Below are 15640 nucleotides of genomic sequence, written 5' to 3' on the forward strand. Positions count from 1 at the left end.
CGCCCGGGCCTCGCATCCTACTTGCCCAGGCTTGCCGCCCACACGCGCATGTCGGCGGAGAGCTTGGCAAGCTCCGCCTCGTCCTCGAACACCGAGTGTCCGGCCGCATAGGCCTTGACCGTGCGGTCCTGCGGGGCGAGCCCGGCATGGTCGAGCGCGAACTGTCCGGCGGCGAGCGGGGTGGTGATGTCGTAATAGCCGCCCACCGTCATCAGCTTGAGACCGGGCTTTTGCGCCAGTGCATCGACAAGATAGGGCGTGAAGCGCGCGGTGCTGTAGACCTGCCCGCGACCCCAGCCCCACTTGAAATTGATGCCCAGGTTTAGCGTGCGATAGGTGCTGGGCAGGGCATAGCCGAGATCGCGGGTGATGTAGTCGCTGAGCAGCGTTCCGGTCTCGCCACCCAAGGTCATCGAGGGATCGTCGAAGGGAGGGTGCATGTTCGATTGTGAAATCAGCCGCGTCGCACGGCCATCGAGCTGGCCGGTGCGCAGTCCCTTGTCGGCGAGCAGGCCGAGCATGAAGGCTTGGCGGTCCAGCTGCAGCCCGGTTTTCTCGAAGCTCTCTGAAGGCAGGCCGAGCAGGTCGGACATGCGCTGCGCGATGCGCGCGCGTTCGCTGGCGGGCAGCGCGGCCCCTGCGATCAGCGCCTTGGCGTAGTCGCCCTCCGCAAAGGTGCGCGCCTTCTCGAAATAGTCCGCGACCGAAAGTCCCTGACGGTCGATCGCGCCGTGATACCAGGCGACTGCGGCGAGCGTCGGCAGCAGCGTCACCTCGGAAATCACCGGCCCGGTGTTGTCACCGATCGCGAGCGAGAGCAGCGCCACACCGTCGGGCAGCGGCAGGTCATGCTTGCGCTCGGCCCCGAGCATCGCCAGCGCGCGGGCGGTGCCGTAGCTCTCGCCGACGAGCGCGAAGGGCGCATCGGTGCGGCCATTGGCCTCGCGCCATGTCTGGACGACTTGCGCAACCGCGCGCGCATCGCCCTCGACGGAGAACAGCCCGGTCGCGTCCACGCCCTTGACCGGCATGCTGGTGCCGGTGCCGGGGGGATCGATGAACACCAGATCGGCGACGTCGAGCAGGCTGTGCGGGTTCTTCGCCAGCGAGGCCTTGCGGCCCTCCTGCTCGACGATGCGCACCGGGCCAAAGGCGGACATGTGCAGTGGCGACGAGGACGCGCCGGGCCCGCCGTTGAAGACGAACAGCACCGGGCGGCGAGCCCCGCCGGGCGCGTTCTTCGCGACGTAGGCGTAAGTCACGACCACGGCGGCCTTCTCACCCGCCTCGTTCGTCACCGGCGTCTCGGTGACGATGGCCTCGTAGGCAATCTTGCGCCCGGCGATGCGGGTCTCGTGGCGGGTGACGATGCGCTTGTCGCTCGCGGTGTCGCGCTCGACCATCGGTTCCATCGCCTTGAGGAAGACGGGCGGCATCGGCAGGCTTTCGTCCTGCGCCATGGCCGGTGCGGTGGCGAGCGGGACGGCGAGAGCGAGCGCAGGGGCGAGAGCAAGGGCGCGAAGGCCGGGGCGCAGCGAAAGGGTGCCTGTGGTCATGGCGTGCTTTGTCTTCCTGTTCAGGCGGGATCTTGGGCGGGCAGCGCGTCGATCAGGCGCTCGATGTCGTCCATGGTGTTGAACCACGAAGGGCAGACCCGGAAACGGTTGCGGCTGAGCGTGATCTTCACGCCCGCCTTGTCGAGCGGTTCGGACAGGCGCTTGTAGGCATCGGGCAACACGCAGGTGAACAGCGGGCTGCGGCAATCGCGCGGGGTCGCGACGGAATAGCCCTTGGCGGGCAGTGCCGCGTGGAGCCGCTCGAGCATCGGCATGCGGTGCGCGACGATGTTGTCGATGCCCAGCTCGAGCAGACGCGGGAGCGACCAGTCGAGCATCGCCATCACCGCGTGCGAATGCGTGCCCATCGCGAACATGCCCTGTGCATCCTCGCGCGGGGCCATGTCGGCGATGGTCTCGCCCGGAGCATCGTAGGGATAGACGTGGGGTGCGAACTTCGCGAGCTGGTAGTAGCCGTAGCGCGGGCGCTTGAGCGCCGCGAGCCGGTCGGGGCGCACGTAGAGAAAGCCCAGCCCGAAATCGCCCATCAGCCACTTGTACGAGGCGCTTGCGGCGAAATCGACGCCGCTCGCCCTCACGTCGATCGGCACCGTGCCCGCGGCATGGATGATGTCCGCATAGACCATCGCGCCATGGGCATGGGCGATCTCGCAGATCCGCGCGAGGTCGTGCTCGAAACCGTTGTAGGTCGAGACCAGCGAGACACTGACCAGGCGCGTGTCGGGGCCGATCGCCTTCTCGTAAGCCTCGGGATCGATGCGCCCCTCGACCGGGCGCACCCAGCGCACGTCGACGCCCTGCTCGCCCAGCTGCTGGTAGAGCCAGAACGAGCCGAAGAAATGCAGCGTGTCGGTCACCACGCTGCCCCCGGCGGCGGGCAGGTCGAGCGCCTCGATCACCAGCTGCTCGCCCGCGGTCGTGCTCTGGACGAAGGCAAGGTCCTCGGGCGCGGCATTGATGAGCCGTGCGAAGGCGCCCTTGATGCGCACTTCGGTATCGTGGCTCGACCAGCTGCGGCCCTCGCTGCGCGCGGTCATGTACGTGTCGAGCGATGCCTTCGCGCCGAGCGGGACCGGGTGCATCGTGCCCGAATCGAGATAGGTCTGCGCCAGCGGTGCGAAGTCGCCTTCGCGCGCAAGCGAGCCGGGCAGGGTCTTGCCGGCGGCGGCGAGAGCAGGTCCGGCCAGTCCTGCCGCAAGCGGGGCCAAGGTCGAGGCCCGCAGCAGCGTGCGGCGCGAGAGCGCGGGCGAGCGGGACGAATCGTTGCGCTGGATCATTTGCGCAGTCTAGTCGCTAGTCGATGCATAGAAATTGCTCATTTTCAGGCACAAGGCATGACGCCAAGCTGCAAATCGGCCTGCGGGCAATGGCCTTGGTGCTCCCTTGCGCATAAAATTGCCTCCTGCGATGGGCTAGGCTGAGCCGACGCGCATATCCGAAAGGCCATCGATGATCCCTCGCCAGACCCGCCTCGCACTCGCCCCGCTTCTAGCTGCCCTTGCGCTCGGCGGATGCCAGCACGCAGGGCCTTCCGGCAAGGGCGACAGCATCGCGCAGGCACCGCTGCCGCAGTGCGATGAGGGCGCGAAGGGTGTCCGGGCGAGCCTGTCCACGCCGCAAGGACCGCTCGCCTATCGCGCCTGCGGGGGCTGGCTGGAAGTCGAGGCCGATGACGGCACTGCACTCGCCCGCCTGTTCCACACCGACTATCTTGCTGCAGCGCGTGCAGGTGAAAAGCGCCCGGTCGCCTTCGTGTGGAATGGCGGGCCGGGTGCGGATTCGCGTCTGCTCCAGTTCCACGCGCTCGGGCCGCGCACGCTCGATGGCGCAAGCCTCGCCGACAATCGCGAGAGCCCGCTTGCCGCAGCCGACCTCGTGTTCCTCGACCCTGCGGGCACCGGCTTCAGCCGCGTATCCTCGGAGGTTGCGGCGAAGCGGCTCTATGCAACCACCGGCGACATCGATGCGACCGTGCGCTTCATCCGCGACTGGCTCGCCGCGCATGGGCGCGAAGGAGCGCCGGTCTATCTCGTGGGCGAGAGTTTCGGCACGTGGCGCGCCTCGGGCGTGGCCGAGGCGCTGATCGATGCCGGGCAACCGGTGGCGGGCATCGCGCTGATCTCGGGCGGCATCCCGATGGGCGAGGAGCGCGACCGCTCGCTGATGCGCGCACTGAGCCTGCCCAACCGCACCGCCACCGCGCTGGCGCTGGGCAAGGCGGACGCTGCGCTCGCCGCCGATCCCGAGGCTGCCTTGGCCGCTTCCGAGCGCTTCGCGCGCGAAATCTGGTATCCTGCGCTGCGTGATCCGGCGGCCCTCGACGATGCAGCGCGCGCCAGGGTGGTGGCGGGCCTTGCCCGGTTCATGGGGCTGGCGCCTGCACAGATCGACGCTGAAACGCTCTGGGTCTCGCCGCGCGCTTTCCGTCAGGCCCTGCTCGCCGACAAGGGGCTGACGCTGGGCATATTCGACATGCGCCGCACCGGCGAGGAGGAGGACGAGGCGCTGGGCAGCGATGCGATCCTCGCGTGGTACCGGGACGGCCTCGGCATCGCGGGTGAGGCCGCGGGTGGCGAGGCCTATGCCGGGATCGACGGGGCGAAGCTGCCGGTCGGTTCGGCCTGGCAGTACGACCAGTCGCCGATCACGAAGGAATCGCTGGCAAGGGCGATGGCGGGGGAGGGGCCGCCAAGCGCCTCGCAGCCCTGGGTCGCGCGGGCGCTGGAAAAGGACCCGGCGATGCGCGTGTTCGTCGCCATCGGTCTTTACGATTCGCTCAATGGCTGCGCTGCCAACCGCGAGGCCGCCGCCGACTTCCCGCCCGCGCAGGCCCGCCGGATCGCCATGCACTGCTATCGCGGCGGCCACATGATGTACGAGGACCCGGCACAGGCTGAGCAATTTGCGAAGGATGTTTCTTCCTTCTTCCGCAATTCTCCCGATGCCGCCAACCGGGAATAGAAAATTCTCAAGCCTGCCGAGATGTAGATTCACGATGCAAACGAGGCTGGCGTATTCACCAATTACGCAAGCCCCTTGCTGCCACCTTCGATTACCATGGCTCCATGGCAGGCCCGGGACCCGACAACGAGCGGGCGGGCAACTTTGAGGGGCAAGGAAATGATCGACAAGTCACGCGTTCATGGCGGCAAGGCAGGGTTTGCCGCACTCATGGCAACCACCGCCGCCACGGCGCTGGTGTTCGGCGCAGCACCGGCAATGGCACAGGAAAGTGTCGCCGATGCCGCCACGATGCAGTCGTCCGAAGACATCGTCGTCACCGGCTCGCGCATCCGCCGCGACCGTGCGGACGAGAGCACCCCGCTGCTGCGCGTCGACGAGCAGGTCATTTCCGATCGCGGTTACATCTCTGCCTCCGAGGCGCTCAACCAGCTCACCTCGAACAGCCAGGCCCTGAACCAGGCCGACAACAGCGGTGAGGGCAGCGGCTCGGGCCAGCAGTTCCCCAATCTCTTCGGCCTCGGCGCCGGGCGCACGCTGACACTGCTCAACGGCCGACGCATGGTGACCACCTCCTCGGGTCTGGGCGATGCGCAGGTCGATGCCAACATCATCCCGCTCGGCCTGCTCGAGCGTGTCGAAGTCGTCCAGGGCGGCGGCGCGGCGGTCTATGGCTCGGATGCCATCGCCGGTGTCGTCAACTACGTGCTCAAGGACGATTTCGAAGGGATCGAACTCGACGCGCAGAACGGCATTTCCTCGCGCGGAGACTATCACACCTACTCGCTGCGCGGCACGGCGGGCATGAACTTCGGCGGCGGGCGCGGCAACATCGCGCTTGACGTCAACTACGCCAAGACGCCGCTGCTGCGCTTTGCCGATCGCCCGCTTTCCGCGCTCGGCCGCCTCACCGTCTCCAACCCCAACGACGGCGGCCCGAACGACGGCATCCCCTCTGTCGTCGAACAGCTCGACACCCATTTCTGGCCGTTCAACGGCAACGGCGTGATCTTCAACACGCCTGCGCCCTTTACCCGCTTCCTGACCCAGTCGAACGGCACCGCGCTCCAGTTCGATCCCAGCGGAAACGTCGTCCCCTTCGATCCGGGCAGCAATGTCGGCATTCCCTTCGCCAGCGGCGGCGACGGCTTCCCCTACCGCGACCTCGTGGGCCTGCGCACCGGGGTCGAGCGCTTCACAGCCAACCTCATCGGCCACTACGACCTGACCGACGAGATCACCCTGCGTACCGAGATGCTCTATGCCCACACCGAGGGCACCGAACTGCCGCAGGGCCAGAGCCGCACGATCCTGAACTATGGCTCCTATGCCGGCCCCGTCATTTTCACGACAGCCAACCCCTACCTCACCGACGAAGCCCGCGCGACGCTCGCCGCCGCGAACCCCGGCTTCGCCTTCGGCGCACCGCTGTTCCTCTCGAAGTACTTCTACGATCTCACCCCCGACAACACCCAGGGCTACAAGAACGACACCTACCGCGCCCTGCTCGGCCTCGATGGCGAGTTTTCCGCGGGTGACCGCGACTTCTACTGGTCGGTTTCGGGCAGCTACGCCCGTGTCGAAGGCAAGGAGCGCCGCTGGGACGTCGACAATGCCAAGTACAACAACGCGATCAATGCCGTGCTTTCGGGCGGCCAGATCGTGTGCGGCATCAATGCCGATGCCGATCTGACCAACGATGATCCCTCCTGCGCGCCCATCAACCCCTTCGGCAACGGCAATGTGAGCGCTGCGGCGCAGGACTACGTGAGCGTTCGTGCCGGTCTTGATTACACCAACGAGCAGGTTGACCTTCTCGCCACGTTCGGCGGCGACCTGTTCTATCTGCCCGCAGGTGCTGCCAAGTTCTCGGTCGCCTACGAGCACCGCGACGAGCAGGTCTCCTATACCCCGCTTGCGGCCAACCAGCAGGGCCTGTTCGGCGGCGGCACGATGGAAGTGGCGCAGTCGGCCGGCTACAACACCGACGAACTCTCGGGCGAACTGCTGATCCCGATCGTTGACCGGGCAATGAACGTGCCGGGCATCCAGCTCCTCGAGCTGACCGCCGCGGGCCGCTATGTCGACAATTCGATCGCCGGCAAGGAACAGGTCTGGGATCTCGGCCTGCGCTGGCAGCCGATCGACGGGGTGACGCTGCGTGGTTCGCGCAGCCGCAACTTCCGCGCGCCGACGCTCGGTATGCTGTTCCAGCCCGCCACCACCACGCTCGCGTCAACCGGGCGCGACCCCTGCGATGCCGACCGCATCACCAGCGGCGTCAACCCGCAGGTGCGCTATGCCAACTGCCTTGCCGTCTTCCAGGCCAACCCCGACTACGGTGTCGGCCCCGATGGCGAGAATGCCGGCCTGAGCGCCGAGGAACGCCTCGCACTGTTCCAGAGCCCCTCGGAGAACTTCCAGCGCGCAATGGTCACCACCGGTGGCAACCCGAACCTGCGCAACGAGGTCTCGGACACGCTGACGTATGGCATCGTGCTCCAGCCCGCGTTCGTCCCTGGTCTCACGATCAGTGCCGACCGCATCGAGATCGACCTCGAGGACGGCCTCTCGCCCTTCACCACCGAAGATTTCGCTGCGACCTGCTTCGACAATGCCGATCAGGACCCGGCAGTCTGCGGTGCCTTCGAGCGCCTTGCGGCTTCGGACGGCCTGAACCCGGGCGGCACCATCGTCACCGGCACGACCACGACCTTCAATGCCGGTGTCGTCAAGTACCGCGGCGAGGTCTACGCGCTCGACTATACCTTCATGCCCGGTGACCTCGGCACCTTCCATGTCGGTGTCAACGCCACGCACAACTCGCTGCTGACCACTTCGGTGACCGGTGAGACCTTCACCCGCACCGACAACACGATCGCGAAGCCGACCTGGGAAGGCCGCTTCAACCTCGACTGGACCCGGGGCAAGGTGCGCGTGAGCTACCAGGCCTACTACCTCGACGAGACCAAGGCCCGCTTCGATGCGACGATCGAGAACAATCCGAACCCGATCATCGACAGCAACCTGACGCACTCGATCTCGACCCAGTTCGATGCAGGCAGCTTCATCCTGCGCGCCGGCGTCGACAACTTCACCGACGAAGGCCCGTCGTACCCGCAGATCGCCTATGGCGACATCCTGGGACGGCGCTTCTGGATCGGTGCAAAGGTGACGATGTAAGGACCCGCGCGCGCCGCGCCGTCCGCAAGGGCTGCGCGGCGCACGTGGTTCCCGGCACTGTCCGCTTCCCCCCAGCATTTCACCGGCAGAACCCGCTCAGATGGCTCCCAGCCCCCATTCCCTGACAGCCTCTTCCTATGCCAACTGGGTGAGGCGCGCGATCGTGCGCAACAGCTCTTCGCGCAGCCTGCTCGTCAGCCTGTTCGAGAGTTCGGTTCCCGAGCCGACAGCGCTGCTGCGCGAGGTCGTGCTCGAGGGCTTCGGCGAGGGCGTGACCGCGCGCTACGCCAGCACTTTCGTCAAGGGCAACCCCTATCTCGTGGCGGCGCTGGCGCGCAATTACGGGGTCGAGGAGGCGCAGGTTCTCACCACCACCGGGGCGACCGGCGCGCTTTCGCTGATCTACCGCGCGATGCTGCAGCCGGGTGAGCGCATCCTCGTCGAGAACCCGTGCTTCGACGTCTTTGCCAACCTTGCGCACTATACCGGCAACGGGGTCGACCGCTTCGAGCGCCGCGCTCCTCACTACGGCATAGATCCGCAGGAGCTCGAAGCCGCGATCGGCCCGGCGACGCGGCTCGTCGTCATCAGCAACCTGCACAATCCCTCAGGCATGGCGCTCGACGATGAGACCTTGCGCGCGCTGGCCGAGATCGCCGAGCGGCGCGGCGTGCTCTTCGTGTTCGACGAGGTCTACGCGCCCTATGCCGGGGAGAGCGCCCGCCCGGTCGCCTCGCGCGGGCTCTCGTCGCGTTTCCTCTCGGTCGACAGCCTGACCAAGATCTACGGCCTGAGCACCCTGCGCTGTGGCTGGATCGTCGGTGACGAGGCGGTGATCGCACCGATCCGCAGCCTTGCCGGCGAGGTCGAGTTCGCGATCTCGACGCTGGCGCACGGCATGGCCGCGCTGGTCGTCGAAAACCCGCAGCGCTTTCGCGACAACACCTTCTCGGTGCTCGCGCGCGCGCGCCCGATCATCGAGTCCTATCACGATCACTGGCTCGCCGAGGAGCTGGTCGAGGGGCCGCTGCCGGCACATGGTTGCATCACCTTCCCGCGTCTCGTCGGGGTGGAGGACACGCTGCATTTTTCCGGGTGGCTTTCCGACCGCTGCGGGGTACTTGTCGCGCCGGGGGACTATTTCGGGGCACCGGGCCATGTCCGGCTCGGCTTCGCGATGGAGCCCTCTCGCCTCGACTACGGGCTCCAGGCATTGACCGACAGCCTGATGACCTATCGTGAAAGCTACCGGGTAAGAACTGCATGACCGCATTGACCAAGCCGCTCCTTTCGGGTCGCACCGGGGACAGGATCAGGGGCCTCGCGGCAAGCGCCGCACTCGCCCTGCTCGCGGCTAGCGCAGGGCCTGCGCAGGCGGGGGCACACACGCCACCTGCCGCGCAGGTCCTTGCCGAAAGGGACATGCAGGCACCTGCAGGCAGATCTGGCGAGAAGCGCGACAAGGGCCGGTTGCACGCCGAACTCGGAACCTTCGAGGTCTCGGCGGGCGAGGGCGCTGCACCGGCGAGTGCGGGGTATCTCTCCTATGCGCGGGCAGACGAGGCTAGCGCGAAGCGTCCGGTGATCTTTGCCTTCAACGGCGGGCCGGGCGCCTCGGCGTCCTTCCTGCACATGGGGCTGCTCGGCCCGCGTCTGGCGCGGGTGCCGCAGGACCCGACGGCTGCGGACCAGACCTCGCGCGGGATCGTCGCGGGTTCGGCCGCGCTTTACGACCTTGCCGACGTGGTCTTCATCGACCCGCCCGGGACCGGCTTCTCGCAGCGGCCCGAGGGCGAGGCCGCAGCGCCCTACAACACCGTCGCGGGCGATGCGGCGGCGGTTGCCGACTTGGTCGCGCAGTGGCTCGAGGCGCACCATCGCACCGATGCCCCGATCTATATCCTGGGTGAGAGCTACGGCACGATCCGCGCGGTCGCGATGCTCGATGCGCTGGCTGAGCGCGGCCTCGACAAGCAGGTCCACGGCGTCGTCCTGCTCGGCCAGGCGCTCAACATGATCGAGACCTCGCAGCGTCCCGACAACGTGGTGACATACGCGGTATCGCTGCCCACGCTCTCGGCCATCGCCTGCTACCACGGGATGCTCGGGCAAGGCTGCAATGCCGAGGCGATCACCGCCGAGGCAGCGCAATTCGCACGCAGCGAATACCTGCCCGCGCTCTACCGGGGGCGCGATCTGCCCGAGGCCGAGCGCGAACGCCTCGCCGCACGGCTCGAGGCGCTGACCGGCATTCCTGCCAGCTTCTATCGCGCGCATGACTTGCGCATCTCCAAGGAGCGCTTCCGCGTCGAGCTGCTTCGCGGCAAGGGCCTCGTCACCGGCCGCTACGACGCGCGCTACACCGCGCCGCGCCCCGACGAGGTTACGGTCATGATGCCGGGTGATCCCTCCTCGCCGATCTCGACCATCTTCGGCAAGGCGATGAGCGACTACCTCGCGAGTGACCTGCAGGCGCCGGGCGCCGCCGACTACAAGGTGCTGGCCCGCTTCGAGGGTGGCTGGACTTACGGCAGCGCGGATTCGCCCTTTGCCGACTGGCCGTTCATGGCCGACGTCGAGCGCCACGCCGCCGACAATGCCTGCCTGCGCCTCTTCGTCGGGACCGGCATCTACGACACCACCACCACCATCGGCGCGGCGGACTATCTCTTCGCGCAGTCCTCGCTGCCGCGCGAGCGCTACGTCAACGCGCGTTACGTCGGCGGCCACGTGTTCTATTCCGACGACGGCAGCCGCGCGCGCTTCCAGTCCGACCTCGCCGCATTCCTCAAGGCGGACACCTGCCCGTGAGCGAAGGTGCCGGGATGCGTAATCGCGAAGGGCGCCTGCGGCAGGGGATCGGCCTGTGGGGCGTGGTCTCGATGGGGCTGGGCACCGCGGTCGGGGTCTCGATCTTCTCGGCAGTATCGCCCGCGACCGCGCTGGCGGGGCCGGGTATGCTGCTCTCGGTGGTGGTCGCAGCCTTGCCGATGTACCTGATCGCGGTGAGCTATGCCTATCTCGGCTCGGCCAATCCGGTTTCGGGTGCGAGCTTCGTGTGGCCTTCGCGCTACCTGCACCCCGCTCTCGGCTTCTTCATCGCCTGGATGCGGATCATCGCCAACATGGGCGCGATGGTCGTGCTCGCGCTGGTCCTGGTGCGCTATGTCTCGATGGTCGTGCCACTGCCGGTCAAGCCGACGATGTTCGCGGTGCTGCTGCTCGCACTCCTCGCCAACCTTGTCGGCGTCCACGTCGCCGCACGCGCGCAGACCTTGATGATCGGCGCGATGGTGGTGCTCTTTGCCGTGTTCGCGCTGTGGGGCGGATTTACCGCGGTCGAGCCGCAGCGTCTCGAACCTTTCCTGCCCAGTGGCCTGCCCGGTGTCGTAGCCGCCGCGCCGCTGCTGATGGGGCTGTTCTTCGGGATCGAGGCCGCGACCGAGGCCGGTGCCGAAGTGGCCGACGGGCGGCGCAACATTCCGCTCGGCATTGCGCTCGCCATCGGCTCGGCGACGCTGCTTTACGCCGCTGTCGCCTTCGTCGCGCTGGGTGTGCTCGGGCCTGAAGCGCTTGCGGGCAACGAGGCCCCGATCCTCGCCAGCGCGAAGGGCTTCATGGGGCCGCTCGCGACGCCGCTGATCGTGCTCGCCGCGATCGTCGCCATCGGCACCAGCCTCAATGCGATCTTCACGATGTTCAGCCGCAGCCTCATGGCGATGGGCGAGGCGGGCGTGCTGCCGCGCGCGCTGGCCCGGGTCCATCCGCGCGCGCAAGTGCCGCACGTGGCGCTGCTCGCGGTCTTCGCGATCGGCTGCGCGGGGCTGGCCCTGCCGATGGAGCTGACCTTCCTGTTCCTCGCGGTCAACATTCCCAACCTGGTCAAGTACGCGAGTATCTGCCTGTGCGCCGCACGCGTCGCGCGCCGCTATCCCGAGCTGCACGCGCAGGCCGCATTCCGCCCTTCGCCCGAGAAGATGCGCGTGCTCGCGCTGGCGGGCGCGCTGTGCGCGCTGGGCCTCGTCTTCGTCGGCTTCGAGGCCGACTGGCGGCCCTATGCCCTGCTGCTGGGCTGGGGCGTGCTCGGCGCCTTGTGGCGCTACGCACCGCGCCGGCGGGGCTGATCTCCCCACCGGCGCGGCCGCAGCCTCAACTAGAGCCTGATCCTCAGAACGCGAAGTCCTCGTGCGTCTCGGCGCCGTCGCCCGCATGCAGCGCGACGGGCTTCGCCTCGGCGGCAGGCACAGTGATCTCGGGCGCATCGGCGAAGGGGCTCACGCCCACCTCGCTCCAGATCTCGCCCGGGAAATAGACCGTGCCGCCGCGCACCACCATCGCCATGCGGTCGAGCGCGGACATGTCCTCGAGCGGATTGCCGTCGAGCAGCACGAAGTCGGCGAACTTGCCTTTCTCGACGCTGCCGTAGGACTGGTCGCGGTGCATGTAGCGATCCGCGCCCAGCGTACCGATCGAGAGCACCTTCGCCGCCGGAATGCCCGCCTCGGCGTAGATCTGGAGCTCGCGGTGAAGCGAGAGCCCGGTCGCATCGTCGGTGCCCGGAAGCAGCGTCACCCCGCGCTGGTCGAGTTCGCGCAGCAGCTGCTTGATGGTCTCGAACGAGCCGTCGTAGGCGGCTGCGTCGGCAGGGCTCTCGATCGGGGCAATGCCCTGGCGGCGGCGGCGCTGGACGCCGACCGGAAGGTGGTCGAAATAGCCCGCCACGGCAGGCGAGATGATCCCGTCGCGGCTCTTCATCAGCAGTTCGAGCGTCACCGCGGTCGGATCGAGCGCAATCTTGCCGCGCTCCATCGCATCGAGCGTGCGGGTCACGCGCGGGGTGGAAAGATCGAGCCCTGCGGTGCGGCGCATCGCGGTGAGGCGCAGCGGGGTGCGGGTATCTTCCTTAGGGTCGAGCACCCAGCCCAGCATCAGCTGGTTGACGTGGGTGATCTCGTCGTAGCCCGCCGCGATCATCTTGTCGGCATTGGTGAAGGCGGGAATGTGCCCTGTCAGCCCCATGCCGAGGCGCTTGGTCTCGGCAGCGACCGCAGGCACCCAGGCGGGATCGAGGCTGTTGTAGATCTTGATCTGGAAATAGCCGCGCGCACCATACCAGCGCACCGCGTCGAGCGCCTCGGCCTCGCTGCCCGCGATGAAGCCGTTGCGCGAGGAGTACGGGCTGCGCCCTTCGAGGAAGCCGTTGCGCACGATGCGCGGACCCGCGACCTCGCCCGCCTCGATGCGGTCGGTGAGGTCGATCAGGAACGCATTGTCGTTGCCCATGTCGCGCACGCTGGTCACGCCCGAGGCAATGTAGAGCAGTGCCGATTGCAGCGAGACGTGGGCGTGCATGTCGTGCAGGCCCGGGATCACCGTGCGGCCCTTGCCCTCGACCAGCACCTCGCCCGGCGTCGCGGGGCTGTCGAACGGCTCGATCGCGGCGATGCGCTCTCCGAAGACGAGCAGCGAGACCGGCTCGCCGAGCGTGCCCGTAGCCGGATCGAAGACGCGCACGTCGCGGATGCGGATCGGCGCCTCGTAGTGGTGCGCGACCTTGTCCTGGATATGCGCGAAGCGTTCGGCCGAGCGCTGCGCGGCAATGTCCGAGAGCTGGGCGGCATGACCGGCAAGGTCCTCGCGCAAGGTCACGCGCGAAGGCGAATAGCTGGCGACGAGCGATCCCGCATCGTCGAGCAGCACCGCATCGGGGGTCATGCCGATGCCCTTGACGAGGAAGGCGCGATACTGCGTGCCCTCGAGCGTGACGGGCGCTTCCTCCTCGAGCGAGAGCACGCCGCCCGGCGCTGCGGCGAGCGTGTGGTCGTCGTCGGCGAGGAGCGCACGGGCGTAGAGCCCGAGCGAGAAGGCGCTGCCTTCCTGCGCGACGTAGAGCGTGGGGGCCTTTGCCGTAAGCGCGCCCTTGCCGGTGCTGTCGTTCCAGCGCAGCGTCGAACCCTCGCGCACGAAGCTTTCGTCGACCGCGTTGCCGAAAGTCGAGGTGCCTTCAAGCGTCCAGCGCTCGGGCAGCCCGTCCGTACCGACCACGATGGCCTCGCGCATCGTCGGCCCGCGCCCGTTGCTCTTGACGTCGTGGTCGATGGCGATGCGGTTGCCATCGACCTTGGCAATCACATGGCCCACGTCCTCGCCATGGTCGATCACGGTGAAGCGCTGGGTTTCGGCATGAAGCGAGGCCGCGCCGAGCGCGAGCGCGGAGCAGGCGATCCAGCGCAGGCGGGCGAGGGTTGTCTTGCGGGGCGAGGGAAGGGTCTTGGTCATCGGGTGTTCCGGGCCTGGTGCTTGGCGTGAATATGGGCGGCGGCGGCAAGGTCCTGCACGGCATGGCCCAGCGACTTGTAGAGCGTGATCTGTTCGTCGTTCTCGCGCCCGGCGATGCGGCCGAGCAGGACTTCGCCGATCTCGCCGACGATGTGCGCATCGGTGACGACCCCTGCTTCGCGCGCGACGAGGAACTCGGCCGCTGCATCGAGCGCGGAGGCGCGGCTGTCGGCGATGTAGCGCGACCGGGCGACGAGCGCATTGTCGATCTCGACCGGGCCCGGCCCGCTCGATCCCACGACGTTGACATGCGTGCCGGGACGCACCCAGTCGCCCAGGAGGATCGGCGTGCGTGCGCCGGTCAGGGTGCAGATCACGTCGGCGTGCGCACAAGCAGCCTCGGCATCGCCGGCCACTTCGACCGGAAGCCTGTCCTGCCAGGCCTCGACCACGGCAGCGGCGCGCTCGCTCAAACGGCCCCAGATCAAGATGCGGGTGAAATCGCGCACGAGGGGCAGGGCGGCGAGGTGCGAATGGACCTGCCCGCCGGTGCCCAGCAGCAGCAGCACGCCAGCATCCTTGCGGGCCAGTTCGGCAGTCGCGACCGCAGTCGCGGCGGCGGTGCGGATATGGGTGATTTCCTCGGCGTCGGCGACGCAGACCGGGCGGCCTTCTTCGGGCTCGAACATGGTGACGAGGCCGCGATGGCGGCGAACGCCCGGATTGTCGGCCTGCGCGAAGACACTGATCATCTTGGCGCCGAACATGCCCTCGTCCGAGAGCGCGCCGGGCATCTGCGCGAAGGTGCGCCCCTCGCCCATGTGGATCATCGTGCGCAGCAACTGGCGCGTCTCGCCGCGCGAGAGTGCCATCATCGCCTCGCGCACGATCGCGATGCAGTCGGGATAGGTAAGCAGTTCGCGCACTTCGTCGGCGCCGAACACGGCCAGTTCATCGCGTTTCATGATCTCGTCGGGCCCACCCTTGCGTCCTGTTACCTGCAGCTAGACTAGCGCAGCACGGGGAATATTTGCGCGCTTTCGTTGCGCATGGCGGGAGGGCCATGGCATAGTCAAGCCAACGAAAGCGATCCGGAAGCATAATCCTTGCCAGCAGAACTCGACCGCCTCGACCTCAAGATCCTCGATCGCCTGCAGACCGACGCCACCGAAAGCTCAAGCGAGATCGCCGAGCGCGTGGGCCTCTCGCAGTCGCCGTGCTGGCGGCGCATGCAGCGCCTCAAGGACGAGGGCTACGTGCGCGAGACAGTCTCGATCCTCGACCGCGAGAAGTTCGGCGAGAGCATGTTCATCTTCGCCCAGCTCAAGATGTCGCGCCTGTCCGATACCGAGCGTGAGCGCTTCGTCCACGCGGTTGAGGGCACGCCCGAGATCCTCGAGGCCTATACCCTGTTCGGCGAGATGGACGTGATGCTCAAGGTGCTCGCGCCCAATATCGCCTGGTACCAGAACTTTACCTTCCGCACCCTGCTGCGCCTGCCCGGGGTGGAGGACGTGCGCTCGACCGCGACGCTGTCCGAACTCAAGTGCACCCATCGCCTGCCGCTGCCCTCGCGCCCCTGATCGTGCGTCCGGCGCATAATCCATGCGCGCGGCAGCCAAGCGCAGCCTGCATTAGCA

General features: G+C 67.7%; 10 protein-coding genes. 6 read left to right on the forward strand and 4 right to left on the reverse strand.

Annotated features, from left to right (window positions below):
* Positions 1 to 17: 17 nt before the first annotated feature.
* A complete protein-coding gene (locus I5E68_RS16355; protein ID WP_228727284.1) occupies positions 18 to 1556 on the reverse strand; it encodes a S10 family serine carboxypeptidase-like protein in 1539 nt (512 codons plus the stop codon).
* Between the two features lie 20 nt (positions 1557 to 1576).
* The gene (locus I5E68_RS16360) at positions 1577 to 2854 is read right to left on the reverse strand and encodes an aminotransferase class V-fold PLP-dependent enzyme (protein WP_197165996.1); all 1278 of its coding nucleotides are present in this window, start codon (positions 2852 to 2854) and stop codon (positions 1577 to 1579) included.
* 172 nt (positions 2855 to 3026) lie between these two features.
* Between I5E68_RS16360 and I5E68_RS16365 the strand changes: the two genes are divergently transcribed.
* The 5 genes from I5E68_RS16365 (at position 3027) to I5E68_RS16385 (ending at position 11845) form a co-directional block, all read left to right on the forward strand.
* Positions 3027 to 4538 carry a S10 family serine carboxypeptidase-like protein gene (locus I5E68_RS16365; RefSeq protein ID WP_197165998.1) on the forward strand — a complete coding sequence of 504 codons (1512 nt, stop codon included), beginning with the start codon at positions 3027 to 3029 and terminating at the stop codon, positions 4536 to 4538.
* Between the two features lie 159 nt (positions 4539 to 4697).
* Positions 4698 to 7721, forward strand: a complete 3024-nt coding sequence (locus I5E68_RS16370; RefSeq protein WP_197166001.1) for a TonB-dependent receptor domain-containing protein — start codon at positions 4698 to 4700, stop codon at positions 7719 to 7721.
* A gap of 163 nt (positions 7722 to 7884) precedes the next feature.
* Positions 7885 to 8988 carry a pyridoxal phosphate-dependent aminotransferase gene (locus I5E68_RS16375; RefSeq protein ID WP_323982196.1) on the forward strand — a complete coding sequence of 368 codons (1104 nt, stop codon included), beginning with the start codon at positions 7885 to 7887 and terminating at the stop codon, positions 8986 to 8988.
* Positions 8985 to 10532: a S10 family serine carboxypeptidase-like protein gene (locus I5E68_RS16380; RefSeq protein ID WP_197166006.1), complete on the forward strand. Its 1548-nt coding sequence runs from the start codon at positions 8985 to 8987 to the stop codon at positions 10530 to 10532. Before I5E68_RS16375 ends, I5E68_RS16380 begins: the two co-directional genes overlap by 4 nt.
* A gap of 14 nt (positions 10533 to 10546) precedes the next feature.
* Entirely contained in the window at positions 10547 to 11845 is a 1299-nt protein-coding gene (locus I5E68_RS16385; protein WP_197166007.1) for an APC family permease, read from the forward strand.
* Positions 11846 to 11888: 43 nt separating this feature from the next.
* On the opposite strand, the gene I5E68_RS16390 is transcribed toward I5E68_RS16385, so the two are convergent.
* Entirely contained in the window at positions 11889 to 14000 is a 2112-nt protein-coding gene (locus tag I5E68_RS16390) for an amidohydrolase family protein (protein ID WP_197166009.1), read from the reverse strand.
* On the reverse strand, positions 13997 to 14965 hold the full coding sequence (locus I5E68_RS16395; RefSeq protein ID WP_197166011.1) for an ornithine cyclodeaminase family protein: 969 nt from the start codon (positions 14963 to 14965) through the stop codon (positions 13997 to 13999). Before I5E68_RS16395 ends, I5E68_RS16390 begins: the two co-directional genes overlap by 4 nt.
* Positions 14966 to 15106: 141 nt before the next feature.
* Here I5E68_RS16395 and I5E68_RS16400 point away from each other — a divergent pair, with 141 nt between their 5' ends.
* Positions 15107 to 15583: an Lrp/AsnC family transcriptional regulator gene (locus tag I5E68_RS16400; protein ID WP_197166014.1), complete on the forward strand. Its 477-nt coding sequence runs from the start codon at positions 15107 to 15109 to the stop codon at positions 15581 to 15583.
* Positions 15584 to 15640: the final 57 nt, after the last annotated feature.

This window comes from Novosphingobium aureum (genome assembly GCF_015865035.1).
Taxonomy (GTDB): Bacteria; Pseudomonadota; Alphaproteobacteria; order Sphingomonadales; family Sphingomonadaceae; genus Novosphingobium; species Novosphingobium aureum.

Bases quoted from the DNA above. Each gene is read 5' to 3' on its own strand.
- I5E68_RS16370 (WP_197166001.1), top strand. From the start codon at position 4,698: ATGATCGACAAGTCACGCGTTCATGGCGGCAAGGCAGGGTTTGCCGCA.
- I5E68_RS16365 (WP_197165998.1), top strand. From the start codon at position 3,027: ATGATCCCTCGCCAGACCCGCCTCGCACTCGCCCCGCTTCTAGCTGCC.
- I5E68_RS16390 (WP_197166009.1), bottom strand. From the start codon at position 14,000: ATGACCAAGACCCTTCCCTCGCCCCGCAAGACAACCCTCGCCCGCCTG.
- I5E68_RS16360 (WP_197165996.1), bottom strand. From the start codon at position 2,854: ATGATCCAGCGCAACGATTCGTCCCGCTCGCCCGCGCTCTCGCGCCGC.
- I5E68_RS16380 (WP_197166006.1), top strand. From the start codon at position 8,985: ATGACCGCATTGACCAAGCCGCTCCTTTCGGGTCGCACCGGGGACAGG.
- I5E68_RS16385 (WP_197166007.1), top strand. From the start codon at position 10,547: ATGCGTAATCGCGAAGGGCGCCTGCGGCAGGGGATCGGCCTGTGGGGC.
- I5E68_RS16395 (WP_197166011.1), bottom strand. From the start codon at position 14,965: ATGAAACGCGATGAACTGGCCGTGTTCGGCGCCGACGAAGTGCGCGAA.
- I5E68_RS16355 (WP_228727284.1), bottom strand. From the start codon at position 1,556: ATGACCACAGGCACCCTTTCGCTGCGCCCCGGCCTTCGCGCCCTTGCT.